This is a genomic window from Gilvimarinus sp. DA14, assembly GCF_024204685.1.
In the GTDB taxonomy this organism is placed as follows: Bacteria; Pseudomonadota; Gammaproteobacteria; order Pseudomonadales; family Cellvibrionaceae; genus Gilvimarinus.
The window spans coordinates 2,742,917-2,760,240 of record NZ_CP100350.1; the positions used below are offsets into that span (position 1 = coordinate 2,742,917).

Here is a 17,324-nt window from a genome sequence, read left to right on the forward strand (position 1 = left end):
CACTTCTTTACCGCTGTGGCTTTGGCCGGGCGAGGTGCTAAGCGCGACAGAATCGACTATTGTTAAATGCAGTCTAAGAAGCTGTAATGGATGACTCTATAAGTCGGAGAAACACTCTATGTTCCTGTTGTCGCTGGTTGCCTTTATCGCGCTGTTAACCATTGTGCTGTATTACCCCCTGGCTCTTCCTGTGGGCTCGGTGGTGATTTTGGTCGGCCTTTTTTGCCTCACTTATCTGTCGGGCTGGATGTGGTTATTTCTGATTCCCGCTGCCGCGGTTGTGGCGGTATTGAACGTGCCGCAGTTACGCCGCCGCTTTTTAACCGACCCGGCTTACCACTTTTTGCAAAAAGCTATGCCCCCGATGAGCGTTACCGAGCGCGAAGCCATGGAGGCGGGCACCACCTGGTGGGAAAAGGACCTGTTTAGCGGGCGCCCCGACTGGAAGAAGTTTGTCGATATCGAGCTGCCCCAGCTGTCGGAGAAAGAGCAGAGCTTTCTCGATAATGAGGTGGAGGAGTTGTGCGGCCTGATTGATGAATGGCAGATTTTTAAAGATCAGGACCTAACCCCCGAAGCCTGGGACTATTTGAAAAAGAAGGGCTTTTTCGGCCTGATTATTCCCGAAGAGTTTGGCGGTCGCGACTTTAGCCCCTACGCGCAAAGTCGCATTATGAGCAAAATTGCCAGTCGTTCGGTGACCGCTGCGGTCACCGCCATGGTGCCTAACTCTCTGGGCCCTGGTGAGCTGTTGATGAAATATGGCACCGAAGAGCAAAAGCAACGCTGGTTGCCGGGCCTTGCCGATGGCAGTGAAATTCCCTGCTTTGGCTTAACCGGTCCGGAAGCCGGCTCTGACGCTGGCTCCATTCCTGATACAGGTATTGTGTGTAAAGGCCAATTTGATGGTCAGGAAGTGGTGGGTATCCGGCTAAATTTTTCCAAGCGCTGGATCACTCTGGCGCCTGTGGCCACGGTGGTGGGGCTTGCGTTCAAGCTGTCCGATCCAGAGGGCTTGTTGGGCGATGAAAACACCCGTGATTACGGCATAACCTGTGCGCTCTTGCCGGCGGATCACCCGGGAATAGAAATCGGCCAGCGCCACAACCCTGGCTCACCGTTTATGAATGGCCCGATAAAAGGCAAAGACGTGTTTGTTCCAGTGGACTGGATTATCGGCGGGCCGGCCATGGCGGGTAAAGGCTGGCGCATGCTGATCGAGTGCCTGGGTGCTGGCCGTGGGGTATCTTTGCCGGCGCTTTCTACCGCCAGCGGCGAGATGAGCTATTTAACCGTGGGCGCTTACTCGCGCATTCGCCGACAATTCAATATGGAAGTGGGCAAGTTTGAAGGTGTACAGGAGGCCACCGCCGAAGTCGCTGCCAACGGCTATACCCTGGAGGCTTTCCGCCAGTTAGTTACCCGCGGCCTGGATACCGGCGCCCCCTCGGTAATGACGGCTATGGCCAAGTACCACGCGACGGAAATGATGCGCACCTCGGTAAATTACGCCATGGATGTGGTCAGTGGTCGCGCAATTCAGTTGGGGCCGCGCAACTTTACCGCGTTTGCCTATCGCGCACTGCCGGTTGCCATCACCGTAGAGGGCGCGAATATTCTGACCCGGTCGCTGATGATTTTTGGCCAGGGCGCCATGCGCTGCCATCCTTACCTGTTTGACGAAGTGCAAACCCTGCAGGCCGACGACAAAGACGCCGCCATGACCGAGTTTGACCAGCTGTTTATGCGTCACCTGGGGCATGTATTCAGTAATATTACCCGGTTAAAGCTGTTCAGTTTTACCTGTGCCAAGTTTAGCGCTACCCCAGTCAATGCCGACGACTTTTCCCGTGTCTGGTATCAGCGCATTAATCATATGAGCGCCGCCTTCGCGGTGGCTGCGGATGTCGCCCTGGGCGTGTTGGGGGGTGATTTAAAACGTCGCGAGCTTCTGTCTGCCCGCCTGGGCGATGTGCACAGTCAGCTGTTTATCGCCTGCAGTATTCTCAAGTTTCACGGCGCCCACCCGCGCACGGCCGAAGAGGACGCACACGCCGAGTTCGCCTTAAAGACGGCATTCTACAAAGCGCAAACGGCGTTATTGGCGTTTTATGCAAACTTTCCGTCACGCTTTATCGGCTGGGCATTCAAGTTCGCCAGTTTCCCCTTCGGGCGCCCCTACAAGGGCCCCAGCGATGACGAGATTCGCCAGTTGGGCGGCATGATTATGGAGTCCAGTTCGGTGCGGCAAATGCTGTCTGGCTACGTCTACTTAAACCATAACCCAGAAGACGCCGTGGGCCGGGTAGAGACAACCTACCAAATGCTGCTGGAGCTTGGCGACGTGTGGAGCACTTTCAGTCGTGCTCAGGCTAAAGGTGAGCTGGATGGCGATACCCTGGAAGAGCGCCTGGACGATGCCGTGGTAAAAGGTGTGATTCAGCAGGCGGATGTGGAGCCCCTAAAAGCTTACGATGCCAGACGTTATGATTGTCTGTTAACGGATAACTTCGATAAGCTTTAAGGTATACGTTATCTTACCCAAAGCCGGGGCTTAGGCTCCGGCCCAAAATAATAATAATGGAGCACCTATGAGTTGGTTGCCCGATAGTGAACCCCACTGCTGCCCGGCGCAGCAGGGCAAAAAGGGGAGCGTGGATATTGTCATTACCCCTAACACTCGCGACCTAGAGGGATTTTCCGTGCGCCGGGCTCTGCCCGCGGTTGAGCGACGGGCGGTTGGACCTTTTGTATTTTTTGATCATATGGGGCCGGCGCAATTATCTGCAGCCGGCGGGCTTGCGGTCCGACCTCACCCGCACATCGGGTTATCGACGCTTACCTATCTCTATGAAGGCGAAATCGTGCACCGCGACAGCCTGGGGTTCAAGCAGCTGATCCGTCCCGGGGCGGTTAACTGGATGACCGCGGGGCGGGGTATTGTTCACTCCGAGCGCTCGCCCGAGTCCGCCGCCGAGCAGCGCTTAATGGGGCTGCAGGTGTGGGCGGCATTGCCCAAAGAGCAGGAACAATGTGCCCCTTCGTTTACCCATTACAGTACGTCTAGTGTCCCCGAGGCTGAAGCCGATGGCGCCCGGATTCGAGTGGTTGCCGGCGAGTGTTTTGGTATGTGTGCAAAACTGCAAACATCTGCGCCGCTGTTTTTTGTCGATGTGCAATTACAGGCCCAAAGTCGGTTGTTGCTTGAGGCTGAATACACTGAACGGGCCTTCTATGTGGTGAGCGGCGATGTTGCGGTAGGTTCGGAGCGCTTTAGCGCCGGGCAAATGGTGGTTTTAAAACCGGACTCGGAGGTCATTCTGAGCAGTCAGGAGGGGGCGTCTCTGGCTGTTATTGGTGGTGAGCCTCTGGATGGGCCCAGGCATATCTGGTGGAACTTTGTCGCAACTGAGCGTGAGCTTATAGAGCAGGCAAAAGCCGATTGGCAGGCGGGCCGTTTTGGCCATGTGCCCGGCGACAGTGAGTTTGTGCCGCTACCTGGTTGAGCTAAGAAATAACCAGCCGAAGCGAGTGTGTTGCCGGCTTGGCTTTGCGCGTCGTCTTGCTCGCGTATAATTGTCTGCTAGATAACGCGGGCAAGTGGCTAAGCCATGAAACGATTTATTTTTCTTTTCTTCTTTACCCTGATGGGTTTGTTCACTCTGGAGCTTTTACCCTGGGGGCAGACCTATGTGGTGCTGCCTTTAACTCGTGCATTGACCAGCGTATGCGCCTTTGTTATCGAGCTTTTGGGGCGTGAGCTGGAAGTTGCCGGTATTATTCTCACGGATATTAAAACCGGTTTTGCAGTACAAATTGCCGCTGGATGCAACGGCATAGAAGCGATGATACTGCTGATTGCCGCTATGGTGGCTTTTCCGGCAAGTTTGCGCTACACCCTGAGCGGTATTGCCTTTGGTGTGCTCGGTTTGCAGTGCTTAAATGTGCTGCGTATTGTCAGTTTGTTTTTTCTCGGACTTTGGAACAGCAGCGCGTTCGAGTGGGCGCACCTGTATATTTGGCAGGCGCTAATCATGCTCGATTCTTTGCTGATTTTTTTAATTTGGATTCGCTACAACCCTAAAGCACCCCAGCGATATGAAACCGCGCCCGCTTGATCCGCTGCTGCAGTATTTTGCCAAGGCGCTGTTGTGGTTGCCGGTTTTTTTTCTGCTCTGGTATTACCTGGCGGCGCTGTGCAGTGTGCCTGCAGCTTTACTGGCCAAAATTGTGGTTAACCTTATGTTTTCCGGGTTGGTGGAATCATTAGAGATGAATGGGCGGCAGCTGGAGGTGGTGACCTCTTTGCTTGTCAGTACCGAGGGCGGTCGCGGACAGGTAATCGTCACATTAAATCCGCTGATTTACTCCTGGAATATCCCCGTCTTGCTCGCTCTGTGTTTTGCGATTGAAGAGCAATACTTCTCTAACCTGCGCACCTTTTGGGCGGTGGTTGCTTTGCTGCCGTTACATGCATTTGGCTTGGCCGCCGAGTTGCTGGTCAGCCTGGCATTTCAACTGGGCCCTGAGGTGGCGGGGCAATTATCGCTAGAGAGCTGGCAGAATGAAGCTGTGGCACTGGCTTACCAGTTTGGTTACTTGATGTTACCCGTCATTGGTGCCAGCAGTATTTGGCTGCTGAGTCAGTACGATATGGTGCGACGCTTAGCAGGCCTTGCTAACGATTAGAATCTTCCCGGTGCCCGGCCGACTCAGCAGTGGCCTGATCCAAGTCACGGCCCACTTCTAAACAGTTTTGGTAGGCCTCCTGGTCGGTCTCGTAGCTGCACCAGTAGTGGTCGTCGGTTTTTATGCTTGAACAACTCGCCAGCATGGCTGCTGCCATCAGTGGGATCCACAATTTCATTTGGCTATCAACTTTATTTGTCGCGGGTTTGGTCGTGCTCGGCGCCAAGTTTATAACACCAAAAGCTAATACTGTAACCGGGCACCCGATTATCGACCGGCGGCTGGCTAAAGTGTTCCAGATCCAGTTGGCCTTTTTTAAGCTTTGGCCGCGCCTGGTTGATATACACCTTGCGGCTGGTGAGTCGCTTCGCGGTGAGGGTGTAATGCTCGCACCTCTCGCCGGGCAGGTTTACATTCACTCGAACGCCGCGCGGCTTTAAGTTAATAATCATCAGTGTCAGCTTATCCGCATCCGGGTGTCGATGGCAGTACACGCGCAGGTGTTTATCCGAGTGATAGCTTTGGTAAACCTCGGTGCCCATCAGCCTGACCCACAGCCAGCTAAGCCAGTAGTCTGGCCGTGGCTTAAGGGTAAGTCGGTCAATCAAACCATAATCGCCGCCAATCAAACTTTGCCTGACCATAACCTTGTGGCCTAACAATGCCCCCTGGCCCAGTTGATCGGCCCACCAGAATACAGAGATAAACCGGTCCGATAACTTGGGCTGACCCCCGCACTGGGCTGAGCCCGACTCTCCGGTCCACAGTTCGGCGCGAGGCTGATAGCGGTCGCGCCAGAACAACAGGGTGCGACTGTAGCGGTCAAAGTCGGCAAAGGATTTTGGGTTGAGCATAGTGCGCACGGTGGCGGCGCGGGTGCGTACGGGCGAGCGGCTGCTTTGAAAGGGGTAGTAGTGCCAGTTGACGATATCAAGCGCCATGGGCAGCTGCTGCAAAAAGCGTCGGGTGATATTGGAGAAGGGTTTAAACGTCTCCCCCAGGCGGGGCCAAAAGGCGCTGCCCGGGCCGGAAATTTTTGCCTGGGGGTAATTGTGCCGGATTTGCCGGGTGAAGGTGGCGTAATCGACGGCGAGATCGCGCGCTTTGGGTTGAGCCCGCAGGCCGTGAAAGGCCCAGTAGGCGTTTAGTTCATTGCCCAGCTCAAATACGTGAATCTGGTAGCCTTTGTTCACACTGTAATCCAGCAGGCTTTGCAATTCGTCCCCACACCACTGGCCGTGATCGCGGCGGGTGAACAGGCCGTACTTGACCGTAAAAATCAGATGTAGATCGTTGCGCTGCAGAAACTTGTGCAGTCTGTCCCATTGCGTTTGGGTCAGAACCAAGGCGTCTGGTTCGTTTTCCGGCGCCTGAAAATAGTGGATTTTATCGGCCTCGGAGCCGCCGATACGCAGGTAGGATGGACCCAGGCCGCGCACCAGCAAATCCAGCTTTTTTTGCTTGAGTTGAATTGGCGGAACCCGCAAAGTGCCAAGGCCGCGGCGGGTGCCCTCGCTGCCCTCCCACCAATATCCGCCCACAAGCACAGAAATGTCGATGGAAAATGACAGATAGCGACTGTCTACCTGCTGAACTGCACGGCAGTGTTCGACCACAATTTCAGAAGCGGAGCTAACGGTGCCGGCTCGCGCGGTGTAATGGCGTTTGAGGCGAGCGTACCAACGGGGCGGACTCAGTAGTGATAGCATAGCGAACGGGCTTACAGAGATTCACGCCCGATGGTAAGCAACAAACATGACCGGGAGGTTTCAAGTGGAACAGGTAAGCAGGCGTTTTTGGGTGACGGGTAGAGTGCAGGGTGTGCATTTTAGGGCCAGCACCGAGCGCAAAGCCCGCGAGCTGGGAGTTACCGGGTGGGTGCGCAATTTAACAGATGGCCGGGTTGAGGTGTTGGCAACTGCGCCGGATACGGCGTTAACGGAACTTGAAGCATGGCTGCATCTGGGGTCGGACAGGGCCGAAGTAATTTCGGTCGAGGTGCAGCACGAAGAGCTGCAGGCGTTTGATGGTTTTTCAGTGGTCGCTACAGTTTAAGAGGGCTGATCTTTCTTGCCCAGCAACTTACCGCCAAGGGTTATCGCTCCCACCAGCACAGCGCCTGCCAGCAAACCCACAAGTGCATTGATTAGCGTAGGAATTGCGGCACTAAAAATAATACCCCAAGTGGGTAGAGCTTCGCCCGAATGAGCCAGGTGTTCGACAAAGTGATGCACAGGGCCTATCCCATGCACCAAGATCCCTCCACCCACCAGAAACATGGCGGCGGTTCCGGCAATGGATAAGAATTTCATTAACACAGGCGCGGCGGCCAATAAAAACTGCCCCAGTTTTTGTTTTGCCTGGCTGGTTTGCGCGCTTAGGTGTAACCCGGCATCGTCCATTTTGACAATGCCCGCCACCAAACCGTAAACACCCACGGTCATACCCAGGGCAATAATGCATAGCACCGCAATTTGGCTACTTAAGGCCGCGCCGGACACCGCGCCCAGGGTAATGGTGATGATTTCTGCAGAGAGAATAAAGTCAGTGCGAATAGCGCCTTTAATTTTATTTTTTTCAAAGGCCAGCATATCCGTTTCACTCTGCGCTAACGCCTGCAGGCGCGCCTGGTGTTCGCGATCATCGGGCGCCTTGGGGTGAAGCCATTTATGGGCAATTTTCTCAAAACCCTCAAAACATAAATACGCACCGCCCAGCATCAATAAAGGCACGATAAGCCAGGGTAAAAAAGCACTGATTAACAGTGCCGCCGGAACAAGAATAAATTTGTTAACCAGCGAGCCTTTAAAAACCGCCCAAACCACCGGCAGCTCGCGTTCAGCGCGCACGCCGGTGACTTGCTCGGCGTTGAGGGCCAAGTCATCGCCAAGCACCCCGGCGGTTTTTTTCGCCGCTACCTTGGTCATTACCGCCACATCATCCAGCAGGGTGGCTATATCATCTATTAGTGTCAGTAAGCTGCTGCCGGCCATAGCTCTTCCTTAGGCGAAAACGGTATCCAAGTACATCATAACGGCAAATCCACCGAGCAGAGAAAAAGTCGCCAGGCCTTCGTGGCCGCGGTTATGGGTTTGCGGAATAATTTCATCGCTGATGACAAATAACATGGCTCCGGCCGCGCCCCCCAGCACCCAGGGCAACAAAGGCTGACTGATGGAAACCAGCGCCGCACCAAACAAGCCGCCCACAGGCTCGATCAGGCCCGTTAAAAATGCCACGCTAAACGCATAGGCACTGCGGTAGCCGACCGCTAACAGCGATATGGCCACTGCCAGTCCCTCGGGAATATTTTGCAGGCCAATTCCCAGCGTCAGAGTTAAACCGTTTTCCAGATCACCCTTGGCAAAACCTACGCCTACCGCCATCCCCTCGGGAAAGTTATGCAGTGCAATCGCTAGCACGAACAGCCATATTCGCTTTAATGCCTTGCTGTCCGAGTCCGGGAAAGGTTTGCGAAAATGTTGGTGCGGCGTACAGCGGTAAATAATTGCCAGCGCAGCGGCGCCCAGCATCATACCGCTTAACACTATGATCACTGAGCCGCTAGCGTTAAAACCTTGGGCGCTGGCTTCTTCGATACCGGGGAGCAATAAAGAGAAAATAGAGGCGGCCAGCATCACCCCGGCGGCGGCGCTTAACAAAATATCTTCTAACGAGGTGGATAAGCGGCGAATAAAAAATACGCCCAACGCGCCCACGCCGGTCATAGAGCCTGCAATCAGGCTGCCTATAAAACCCAGCCATACGGTATTTTCTGGCAGTAGCAAAAATCTAAGCCCTTAGCCCAATGCCTGAATTTATTTCAAGCAGGCGCTGTTACGTTAATGTTTATCTTAGGACCATCCAGACTGCCATGGCAATCATCATTAGATTTTCTGTTAAAGAAACAAACCCCAGTGGCACCTTGCTATCCCCACCAACACAGGCGCACTTGAGCTCGCGTTTATCGATATAAACCGCTTTGAATACCGAAACCGCGCCCAAGGTGCCTATAAAAGCGGCGGGCGGTGCCACCAACCAGGCGGGAGCTTGTGCGAGCATGCCAAGACCGGCGAAAACTTCCAGAAATGCGTACACATTGGCGTAGCGAGGATAATGCATGCCGAGCAAGTCGTAGGTAATAAACTGCAGCGAAAAGCCTTCTAAGTCCTGCAGCTTTTGGATACCTAAAACAATCATGCTTAATGCCACAAACCCGCTTATCAGGCTGGCAAAACCGGTAAAAGGCGCGGGGTTCAAATAGAGCGCCAGCGCGGCCAAAAATGTGACCGAAAAAATTGCAATCACGGGGGTGTAGCTGGTGTCACTGCCCGGTTTCGCCTCGCCAAAGTAGTCTTGTAGCTCGTCGTAGCCGCCAATGCGCTTACCATCGATAAAAGTTTGCGGCGTAGTGTCTACCCCGTGCTCCTGCTTGAATGCATCTGTTTGGGTGCGATTTTTGAGCAGGTGGTCTTCTACCTTGAAGCCTTTGCGCCGCAAAAGGTCTTTGGACTTAATTCCGTAAGGGCAAATATGCTGGGGGGTCTTCATGCGGAAAATCGTTGCGGTGGCCATAGCTCGCTCCTTCGTGCGGTGAAATGAGTCGATGAAAATGTTCTTAAAGGATTCAATCAAAGGTTGTGCCAACGGCTTTAGCGCATTTGCGCCTAGTTTTCGCGGCTAGTGGGCTTCTTCCGCTGTAAATATCGCTTAGCGGTGTAGAATTTTCAGTTGGTGGGATATAACACATCTCAAGGGCGACATTGAGAATGTCGGCCTGGGGGCAGGCAATCCAGGGTGCGTGCTTAAATGGAAAATGGCGCACCCGGCAGGATTTGAACCTGCGACCAACGGCTTCGGAAACCGCTACTCTATCCACCTGAGCTACGGGTGCGTGAACTGCTTTTTAAACTGGATCAGTGCCAGTGTCTTCCAGGTAGCGCTAGGCGCGCTACAGCTACTCCCCTCACTGCGTTCGGGCCCGGTCTTCCAGCATAGCTGAAAGCCGTTCGACGTCGCACAAAGCGGTGCTTTGTAAACGCTCGTCTCACCCACCTGAGCTACGGGTGCGTGACCTGCTTTTTAAACTGGATCAGTGCCAGTGTCTTCCAGGTAGCGCTAGGCGCGCTACAGCTACTCCCCGCCCGGTCTTCCAGCACAGCAGAAAGCCGTTCGATGTCGCACAAAGCAGTGCTTTGTAAACGCTCGTCTCACCCACCTGAGCTACGGGTGCGTGAACCGATATTGAGGCGGGCTCAGGATCAGTCGAGGACGCGCATTCTACTAGGAGAGCTGACGATCGTCTATGCCGGGTGGTTGATTGTTCACCTCGAAGCCTGTTTCTGGCTATAATGGCGCGCCTGAGAATAGTGCGGCGACCAAGCTGCCAATCAACAGAGGACTCTTAACCGTGAGCCAAGCGAGAAAAGTATTCGGCCTGATGGTCGCACTGGGAGTGGGGCTGGCCGCCTCTGCTTTCGCGTTCAGTCAATCTAACGCCGTAAAGGATGAAATTGCCGAGCGTCTGACCCCAGCGGGTAGCGTGTGTATGTCGGGTGACGACTGTGCTGCTGCGCCGGTGGCTGCCGCTAGCAGTGGCCCGCGTTCGGGTGAGGATGTATATAACGGCAGCTGCAATACCTGTCACGGTGCGGGCGTTGCCGGTGCCCCCAAGTTTGGCGACCCGGCGGCCTGGGCCGATCGCATCGCCAAGGGCATGGACACTTTGCATAAGCACGCCATTGAAGGGTTTAACGCGATGCCAGCCAAGGGCTTGTGTGCCACCTGCTCCGACGATGAGGTGATTGCTGCGGTTGACTATATTGTCGAAAACAGTCAGTAAACGACTGCTCGCAACACTAAAAAAACCCGCTGCAGCGGGTTTTTTTATGCCTATTGAAAAGGGAAAGGCTCACCGGAGCTCGATCCTATACACGCTTGTGTGTCCCTGTGCCCTCAATCAAACATACTTAGCAGGTTTGTCAGAGTCTGCTCGCCGGTGGCTTTCACTTGTTCTGCCGTCGCTGGACTAAAGCCTTCGTAGGCGATGTCATCTTGGGGCAGCTCGCTGATAAAACGGCTGGGGGTGGTTTCAGAAATTTCCCCGTACTGTTTGCGTTTACCCGCCAGGGTCATCACCAGAGTGCGCTGGGCCCGGGTAATCCCCACGTAAGCCAGGCGGCGCTCTTCCTCGATATTATCGGTTTCGATGCTGTTGCGATGGGGCAGCAGCTCTTCTTCCATGCCCACCAAATAGACAATAGGAAACTCCAAGCCCTTAGAGGCGTGCAGGGTCATCAGTTGCACCTGGTCGAGGGTCTCTTCCTCCTCCTGGCGCTCTAACAGATCACGCAGCACCAGTTTGCTAATGGCGTCCTCCATGGTGATGGCTTCACCATCGTCGCCACGTTCGATCATGGTGCGGATTGAATCTACTAGATAGCGGACGTTATCCATACGCTTTTCGGCCGCCTTGGCGCTGGAGGCATTCTGGTGTAGCCAGGCCTCGTAGCCAATATCGTCCAGCATTTGCTCGATGGCGGCTACCGGGTCGGGGCCGTTACATTTTTCTAATACCCGTTCAATCCAGCTGCGAAAGGTGCGCAATCGCTCCAGGTTTTGCTTGGGAATATGTCGCTGCAGGGCAATATCGTCGGTGGCCGTGTACAGGCTAATATGCCGTTCGCTGGCAAACCGGCCCAGCGCCTCAAGTGTGCTGGTACCGATTTGGCGGCGCGGCGTGTTGATGATGCGCAAAAAAGCGTTATCGTCGTCCGGGTTGACCAGCAGGCGCAGGTAAGACATTACGTCTTTAATTTCGGTTTTGCCAAAAAAGGAAGAGCCACCACTGATTTTGTAGGGCACCTGGTGCTGCTGCAGCTTGATTTCCATCAGCCGGCCCTGATGGTTACCCCGATAAAGAATCGCGTAATCGCTAAATTTTCCTCCCGAGCGAAGCTTGCTGGCGAGAATCTCTGTTGCCACCCGCTCGGCTTCGGCCTCTTCGTTGGCGCACTTGAGCACCCGAATTTCGTCGCCCAGGCCCATCTCACTCCACAGGGCTTTGTCGTATTCGTGGGGGTTGTGGGCGATAAGGTGGTTGGCAACGCGCAAAATACGGCTGGTAGAGCGGTAGTTTTGCTCCAGTTTAATAAGGTGCAGGTTGGGAAAGTCTTCTTTTAGCAGCACCATGTTTTCAGGCCGCGCACCGCGCCAAGCATAAATAGATTGATCGTCGTCGCCCACTACCGTTAGGGCATTGCGCCCGCCTACTAACTGCTTTACCAGCAGGTACTGGCTGGAATTGGTGTCTTGATATTCATCCACCAGCAAATACTGGATTTTGCGTTGCCAGCGGGCCAAGACTTCTGGCTTGGTATTGAACAGATGAACCGGTACCAGAATTAAATCGTCAAAATCCACCGCGTTATACGCGCGCAACGCTTGGTTGTAGCGCTCGTACACCCGCACCATAGTCAGCTCGGCCGGGCTTTGCGCCAGGTTTTCTGCCGCCTCGGGCGTTGTCAGGTCGTTTTTCCAGTTGGATATTTGGTGTTGCACCATATCGAGATGGTCGCTGTCCAACTCGCCGTCTTTAAGCATTAACTCCTTTAATAAGGCGCGCGCGTCTTCGGCATCGAAAATGGAAAAACCGGGTTTAAAGCCCAGGGTTTTGGCCTCGCGGCGGATAATATTGAGCCCCAGGTTGTGGAAGGTAGAGACGGTCAGGCCGCGGGCCGCCTTGCCCTTTACCAGATTGCCGACGCGCTCTTTCATTTCGCGGGCGGCTTTGTTGGTAAAGGTTAACGCGGCGATGTGGCGCGCGGGAATATCGCAAGTTTCGATCAAATAGGCGATTTTACGGGTAATTACCGATGTCTTACCTGAGCCTGCACCGGCCAGAACCAGGCATGGGCCATCCACGTAATGCACGGCTTCACTTTGACGGGGGTTGAGTCGGGTCACGGGGCCTCTGGGCTACATCGAATTGGGCGCGGTGGACAAGGCGGGCATTGTAGCAAAGGCCTCAGGCGATAAGAAATGCTCATTGCCGCACTAAAATTGCTTTAATTTTGTGCAATTGTGCCGACGATAGTGTATGTTTGCAGATCAGGACTTTTTGGTTGATTTAGGCGCAACAATGAGCGCCGAATAAAGGCTCTGGTTGGGGTGCAGCAAGGCACTTTTTATATCTGATTTTACCGAAAAAATAAGCGATAACACGTAAAGCAGGTTTGATCGAGACGGAATTTGCGAAAGTGGTAGGGACGTAACAATGACAACGAGCATCAGCGTACTGCTGCTCAATGGTGGCGATGAGCTCGCCGCTCAAATCTCTTCTTGGCTGGATGAAATAGCGCCCGGCCGCTATCAGATCGTGTCTAATGTTGCGCTGGACGATGCGCTGGTGACTTTGCTCAGTGGTGATTACGACCTGGGCCTGCTGTTTATGGATGAGGCGCTACAGCGCGGTCGCGACTTACTCAACCTGGTCAAAAACCAGTTTTGCCCCGCCCCGGTGGTGGTCGCCTCGCGTGAGATGAATAATGTACTCGATCGCGAAGCTATTCCGGCGGGAGCCGCCGATTACCTGGCGTTCGACAGTGTCTCGCCAGAGGGACTAGAGCGCTCGCTGCGATATGCATTGGAGCGCAAGCGCAGCGAGCAGTACCTGGCGCGTCTGGCGCACCACGACCCTCTCACGGATATACCCAACCGGGTGTTGTTTCGCGATCGTCTGGAAAACGCCATTCGTATTGCCACCCGCGATAACATGCGCTTTGCGCTTATGTTTATCGATTTGGACGACTTTAAGATCGTCAATGATCGCTACGGTCACGATGTCGGCGATGGCCTGATTCGTATGTGCGCCGAGCGTTTACAGCAACTGTTGCGCCGCAGTGACTCTATGGCGCGTATGGGCGGGGATGAATTTACGCTGCTGCTGCTGAATGTCGAGAGTTCATCGGATATCGCTCATTTGGCGGTTAAGATCATCGAGCAAATCAGCGCGCCTTACGACATTAATGGCTACCAGCTGCAGGTGGGTTGCAGCGTGGGTATTGCGTCCTACCCTGAGGCAGGGCGCAGCGCCGATGCGCTGCTCAAAAGTGCCGATCTGGCCATGTATCAGGCCAAGCAGGTTGAGGGCAGCAATTTCCGCTTTTTTACCGAAGAAATGAACCGCGACGTGCGCTATCGCCTAAGTCTTGAGGAGGATTTACGCCGCGCCGTGGACAACAGCGAGCTCTATCTTGAATACCAGCCGCGCTTTTCGGTGCGCAGTGGCAAGGTGGTGGCGCTAGAGGCGTTATTGCGCTGGAATCACCCGCAAAAGGGGATTCTCAGCGCGCACAATTTCATTTCCATTGCGGAGGATACGGGGCTGATCTTTACCATCGGCTACTGGGTGATCCGCCGCGCCTGCGAAGACTTGCAGCGTCTTAAGAAAGATTGTGGCATCGACATCAAAATGGCGATTAACCTCTCGGCGCGTCAGTTTCGAGACGAAGCCATGGTGCAGCATGTGGCCAATATATTTGCCGAAACCGGGGCCAATCCCAACTATATCGAATTTGAACTGACCGAAACCGCGCTGATGGAAAATATCGACATGGTCAGTCTTTGCATGCGGCCCCTGTCTTATTTTGGCGTAACCTTCGCGCTGGATGATTTCGGCACCGGCAGTTCGTCGTTTTTGCATCTGCAGCGTCTGCCTATAGCGGCGTTAAAAATAGACTCCCAGTTTATGGCCGACTTACTGCGCCGGCGCAGTGAGCGCCGCCTGGTATCGGCCATGATTAACCTCGCGCACAACCTGGGTAAGGTGGTGGTCGCCGAGGGCGTGGAATCTGCCAGCCAGCAGAAGTGGCTGGCGGAGGAAGGGTGTGATCAGATGCAGGGCTATTTTCTTTGTGCACCCCATGCCTACTCGCGACTTATTAAAGTGATTGATGGCTTGACCCTGGAAAAGGTGCTGGCCAGCAAACTTGACCCCAAACCCGATACTACCCCCGATCCAAGCCTCTGAAACTAAGCGCTTCGGCCAGCTGGTTGCGCCCGATTGTGTCGCAGGCGGCCATATCGGCCAGGGTGCGGGCGACTTTAAGTACGCGGTGATAGGCGCGGGTTGAGAGTTTTAGCTTCTCGACCGCGCCGGCCAGAAACGCTTCGTCACTTTCGCTCAGCTGGCAGTGTTGTTGAATGTCTTGCGCGGCCAGCTCGCTATTGCTTTTGCCCTGCCGCGCCAATGCCCTTTGTCTGGCCTGTTTTACCCGCTGCTGCACCGTCTTACTCGGCTCTCCCGCTGGGGCCTTATGCAATTCGGTGGGCAGTACCGCGGTAACCGGTACGTGCAGGTCAATGCGATCCAGCAGGGGGCCTGAAATCTTACCCCGGTAGCGCTGTACTTGATCTGGCGTGCAGCGACAGCGGCCATCGTTATCACCAAAGTAACCGCAGGGGCAGGGGTTCATGGCGGCAATAAGTTGAAAGCGCGCTGGGTAGCAGGTTTGCGCGCGGGCGCGGGCAATACGCACTTCGCCGCTTTCCATGGGCTCGCGCAGCACTTCCAGCACCTGGCGTTGAAACTCCGGCAGCTCATCCAGAAAAAGCACGCCGCCGTGGGCCAGAGATATCTCCCCTGGGCGCGGGTTACTGCCGCCGCCTACCAGCGCCGGAGCCGAAGCCGTGTGGTGGGGCGCGCGAAATGGGCGTTGGCGCCAAGCGGGTGCCTGGTTGCCGGATACTGAGTAAACCGCGGCAATGGCCATCGCATCGCGGGTTTCTATGGGCGGCAAAATACCGGGCAGGCGGCTTGCCAGCATGGTTTTACCCGTGCCAGGTGGGCCGTACATGAGCAGATTATGGCCGCCGCTGGCGGCAATCTCCAAAGCCCGTTTGGCGTGTTCCTGGCCGCGCACATCAGCAAGTTCGGGCGGCGTTGGCGGGGCGAGGTCTGGAGGCAGCTGGGCAAAGGGCAGCTGCTCGCGCCCGTGTAAATGAGCGCACACGCGCAGCAAGTTATCGGCAGTCAGGGTTTGCTGTGGGCCCGCAAGAGCCGCTTCTGCGCCGTTGTCTTGGGCCGTAATCAGACAGCGTCCTGCGTCGCGGCAGGCGAGGGCGGCGGGTAGAGCACCTTTTACCTGGCGTAGCTGCCCCGATAAGGCGAGCTCACCAATAAATTCCAGATGATCGAGACCGGCAGTAGGTACCTGCCCAGAGGCGGCGAGAATGCCTATGGCGATGGCGAGATCATAGCGGCCTCCCTCTTTGGGTAAATCGGCCGGCGCCAGATTGACGGTGATACGGCGGGCGGGAAACTCCAGATGGCTATTGAGCAGAGCGCTGCGTACCCGATCTTTGCTTTCCTTCACCGCCGTTTCCGGCAGGCCCACAATGGCCAGCCCCGGCAGGCCGTTGGATAGGTGAACTTCTACCGTTACCGGCGGCGCTTCAACGCCGAGACAGGCGCGGGTGTGAACAATGGCTAGCGACATAGGCAATCCTTTGCAGCAGCTTGTTAGCTGGAAACGTTATTAACCGAGGCTAGTTAGCTCATTGCGAGTGGTCAACTGAGCTTTGGGTCGTCCGTTGCTTGCTGCGCTTCCCAGTTTGCCACCTTAGCCTCCAATGCTTCGAGCCGCGCCCGGGTGCGGGCCAGCACGGCGGCCTGAGCATCGAATTCTTCGCGACTGACCAGATCGAGCTTGCGCAGTGCGCCCTGTAACAGGCGATTGAACTCCGGTCTGGGCAATTCGTCCAGGTTGGGCGCCTGCCTTTTCAATTCTTCAAACAGTTGCTGAGCGATCGATTGCATAGTCATTCCGGTTATTTTTGGTGCTTTTATTCTACACCCTCTGCGATGAAGTGTTTGACTACTGGCGCCAAATACATGTTTTGCCTCTGAAAAGCCGCATTCTGGTGCGTATTAAAGAGGGTAAAAGTTGCTCGTAATATGTACTACTCTTTTTGGTGCACAAATGGTGCGCCGTGTTTTTTGTGGGGCACGGTATTGGTGCATTCCGGGGGCCGGAGAGGCTCAATTCTCTCTTTAGCAGCCCCTGATTTATTTGTAAGTTGTTGATATTTAAGGGTTAAGTTTTGTTGGCCTGCTCTGTGCAAAGTTGTGATTGAGTACACAGCAAAGGGCGTGGAGCCTCTTTAATGGGTCTTTCACCTGTTTGCTTTGCGGTGTTGCGAAGTAAGCAGGCCGTCTTTCCAGTGTTTCCCGCACTCTCGGGTGCGGGTTTTTTTAGGAGCACAATAAATGAAATTGGTAACAGCGATTATCAAGCCGTTTAAGCTCGATGTGGTACGCGAAGCGTTATCCGACATCGGCGTGCACGGCATGACCGTCACCGAAGTGAAAGGCTTTGGTCGACAGAAGGGCCATTCAGAACTGTACCGCGGCGCTGAATATGTCGTCGACTTTTTGCCCAAAACCAAGGTGGAAATTGCCGTAAAAGAGTCGGAGCTTGACTCCGTAGTCGAGGCTATCACCAAAGCTGCCAACAGCGGCAAAATTGGCGATGGCAAAATCTTTGTATCCGCTCTTGAGCAGGTTCTTCGGATTCGCACCGGAGAGACCGGCGACCAAGCGCTTTAAAACGAATTGACAACAAACGGGGATTAAG

General features: G+C 54.8%; 16 protein-coding genes and 1 tRNA gene. 8 read left to right on the top strand and 9 right to left on the bottom strand.

Translation table 11 applies throughout. From position 1 onward, the window contains the following. The first annotated feature begins 118 nt into the window (after window positions 1–118). The 4 genes from NHM04_RS11980 (at window position 119) to NHM04_RS11995 (ending at window position 4,689) form a co-directional block, all read left to right on the top strand. Window positions 119–2,524, top strand: a complete 2,406-nt coding sequence (locus NHM04_RS11980) for an acyl-CoA dehydrogenase (RefSeq protein ID WP_254264028.1) — start codon at window positions 119–121, stop codon at window positions 2,522–2,524. Window positions 2,525–2,591: 67 nt separating this feature from the next. Further along, complete coding sequence (locus tag NHM04_RS11985; protein WP_254264029.1) at window positions 2,592–3,506, top strand: pirin family protein; 915 nt, start codon at window positions 2,592–2,594, stop codon at window positions 3,504–3,506. Between the two features lie 105 nt (window positions 3,507–3,611). Then, a complete protein-coding gene (xrtH, locus tag NHM04_RS11990; RefSeq protein ID WP_254264030.1) occupies window positions 3,612–4,118 on the top strand; it encodes an exosortase H in 507 nt (168 codons plus the stop codon). Then, window positions 4,099–4,689, top strand: a complete 591-nt coding sequence (locus NHM04_RS11995) for an exosortase H-associated membrane protein (protein WP_254264031.1) — start codon at window positions 4,099–4,101, stop codon at window positions 4,687–4,689. Before xrtH ends, NHM04_RS11995 begins: the two co-directional genes overlap by 20 nt. Here the strand turns inward: NHM04_RS11995 and NHM04_RS12000 are convergent. Together NHM04_RS12000 and NHM04_RS12005 are read right to left on the bottom strand one after the other, a co-directional pair. Next, window positions 4,679–4,867: a hypothetical protein gene (locus tag NHM04_RS12000; RefSeq protein ID WP_254264032.1), complete on the bottom strand. Its 189-nt coding sequence runs from the start codon at window positions 4,865–4,867 to the stop codon at window positions 4,679–4,681. The two genes, NHM04_RS11995 and NHM04_RS12000, sit on opposite strands and share 11 nt — an antisense overlap. A 13-nt stretch (window positions 4,868–4,880) precedes the next feature. After that, window positions 4,881–6,398, bottom strand: coding sequence for a glycoside hydrolase (locus NHM04_RS12005; RefSeq protein WP_254264033.1), 1,518 nt, complete (start codon window positions 6,396–6,398; stop codon window positions 4,881–4,883). 64 nt (window positions 6,399–6,462) lie between these two features. Here NHM04_RS12005 and NHM04_RS12010 point away from each other — a divergent pair, with 64 nt between their 5' ends. Next, window positions 6,463–6,744 (top strand): acylphosphatase, encoded by a 282-nt coding sequence (locus NHM04_RS12010; protein WP_254264034.1) that lies wholly within the window; start codon window positions 6,463–6,465, stop codon window positions 6,742–6,744. Here the strand turns inward: NHM04_RS12010 and NHM04_RS12015 are convergent. From NHM04_RS12015 to NHM04_RS12030, 4 genes are all read right to left on the bottom strand, one after another. Continuing rightward, the gene (locus NHM04_RS12015; RefSeq protein WP_254264035.1) at window positions 6,741–7,682 is read right to left on the bottom strand and encodes a DUF808 domain-containing protein; all 942 of its coding nucleotides are present in this window, start codon (window positions 7,680–7,682) and stop codon (window positions 6,741–6,743) included. The two genes, NHM04_RS12010 and NHM04_RS12015, sit on opposite strands and share 4 nt — an antisense overlap. Window positions 7,683–7,691: 9 nt before the next feature. Further along, complete coding sequence (locus NHM04_RS12020; protein WP_254264036.1) at window positions 7,692–8,477, bottom strand: ZIP family metal transporter; 786 nt, start codon at window positions 8,475–8,477, stop codon at window positions 7,692–7,694. 61 nt (window positions 8,478–8,538) lie between these two features. After that, window positions 8,539–9,264: a glutaredoxin gene (locus NHM04_RS12025; RefSeq protein ID WP_254264037.1), complete on the bottom strand. Its 726-nt coding sequence runs from the start codon at window positions 9,262–9,264 to the stop codon at window positions 8,539–8,541. A 242-nt stretch (window positions 9,265–9,506) separates the two neighbouring features. Continuing rightward, window positions 9,507–9,583: transfer RNA gene (locus NHM04_RS12030), tRNA-Arg, on the bottom strand. 516 nt (window positions 9,584–10,099) lie between these two features. Between NHM04_RS12030 and NHM04_RS12035 the strand changes: the two genes are divergently transcribed. Further along, a complete protein-coding gene (locus NHM04_RS12035; RefSeq protein WP_254264038.1) occupies window positions 10,100–10,531 on the top strand; it encodes a cytochrome c5 family protein in 432 nt (143 codons plus the stop codon). A gap of 113 nt (window positions 10,532–10,644) precedes the next feature. Here the strand turns inward: NHM04_RS12035 and rep are convergent, their stop codons facing one another. Beyond that, entirely contained in the window at window positions 10,645–12,654 is a 2,010-nt protein-coding gene (gene rep / locus NHM04_RS12040) for a DNA helicase Rep (RefSeq protein WP_254264039.1), read from the bottom strand. Between the two features lie 310 nt (window positions 12,655–12,964). Between rep and NHM04_RS12045 the strand changes: the two genes are divergently transcribed. Continuing rightward, a complete protein-coding gene (locus NHM04_RS12045) occupies window positions 12,965–14,719 on the top strand; it encodes a bifunctional diguanylate cyclase/phosphodiesterase (protein WP_254264040.1) in 1,755 nt (584 codons plus the stop codon). On the opposite strand, the gene NHM04_RS12050 is transcribed toward NHM04_RS12045, so the two are convergent. Both NHM04_RS12050 and NHM04_RS12055 read right to left on the bottom strand, forming a co-directional pair. Continuing rightward, window positions 14,697–16,187 (bottom strand): YifB family Mg chelatase-like AAA ATPase, encoded by a 1,491-nt coding sequence (locus tag NHM04_RS12050; RefSeq protein ID WP_254264041.1) that lies wholly within the window; start codon window positions 16,185–16,187, stop codon window positions 14,697–14,699. The genes NHM04_RS12045 and NHM04_RS12050 overlap by 23 nt on opposite strands. A gap of 71 nt (window positions 16,188–16,258) precedes the next feature. Beyond that, the gene (locus NHM04_RS12055) at window positions 16,259–16,507 is read right to left on the bottom strand and encodes an accessory factor UbiK family protein (protein WP_254264042.1); all 249 of its coding nucleotides are present in this window, start codon (window positions 16,505–16,507) and stop codon (window positions 16,259–16,261) included. Between the two features lie 450 nt (window positions 16,508–16,957). Here NHM04_RS12055 and NHM04_RS12060 point away from each other — a divergent pair, with 450 nt between their 5' ends. Then, a complete protein-coding gene (locus NHM04_RS12060) occupies window positions 16,958–17,296 on the top strand; it encodes a P-II family nitrogen regulator (protein WP_254264043.1) in 339 nt (112 codons plus the stop codon). Window positions 17,297–17,324: the final 28 nt, after the last annotated feature.

Excerpts from the sequence above, each read along its gene's own strand:
- NHM04_RS12005 (WP_254264033.1), bottom strand. The coding sequence starts at position 6,398 with ATGCTATCACTACTGAGTCCGCCCCGTTGGTACGCTCGCCTCAAACGC.
- NHM04_RS11980 (WP_254264028.1), top strand. The coding sequence starts at position 119 with ATGTTCCTGTTGTCGCTGGTTGCCTTTATCGCGCTGTTAACCATTGTG.
- xrtH (WP_254264030.1), top strand. The coding sequence starts at position 3,612 with ATGAAACGATTTATTTTTCTTTTCTTCTTTACCCTGATGGGTTTGTTC.
- NHM04_RS12045 (WP_254264040.1), top strand. The coding sequence starts at position 12,965 with ATGACAACGAGCATCAGCGTACTGCTGCTCAATGGTGGCGATGAGCTC.
- NHM04_RS11985 (WP_254264029.1), top strand. The coding sequence starts at position 2,592 with ATGAGTTGGTTGCCCGATAGTGAACCCCACTGCTGCCCGGCGCAGCAG.
- NHM04_RS12060 (WP_254264043.1), top strand. The coding sequence starts at position 16,958 with ATGAAATTGGTAACAGCGATTATCAAGCCGTTTAAGCTCGATGTGGTA.
- NHM04_RS12015 (WP_254264035.1), bottom strand. The coding sequence starts at position 7,682 with ATGGCCGGCAGCAGCTTACTGACACTAATAGATGATATAGCCACCCTG.
- NHM04_RS12025 (WP_254264037.1), bottom strand. The coding sequence starts at position 9,264 with ATGGCCACCGCAACGATTTTCCGCATGAAGACCCCCCAGCATATTTGC.
- NHM04_RS11995 (WP_254264031.1), top strand. The coding sequence starts at position 4,099 with ATGAAACCGCGCCCGCTTGATCCGCTGCTGCAGTATTTTGCCAAGGCG.
- NHM04_RS12050 (WP_254264041.1), bottom strand. The coding sequence starts at position 16,187 with ATGTCGCTAGCCATTGTTCACACCCGCGCCTGTCTCGGCGTTGAAGCG.
- NHM04_RS12000 (WP_254264032.1), bottom strand. The coding sequence starts at position 4,867 with ATGAAATTGTGGATCCCACTGATGGCAGCAGCCATGCTGGCGAGTTGT.
- NHM04_RS12055 (WP_254264042.1), bottom strand. The coding sequence starts at position 16,507 with ATGCAATCGATCGCTCAGCAACTGTTTGAAGAATTGAAAAGGCAGGCG.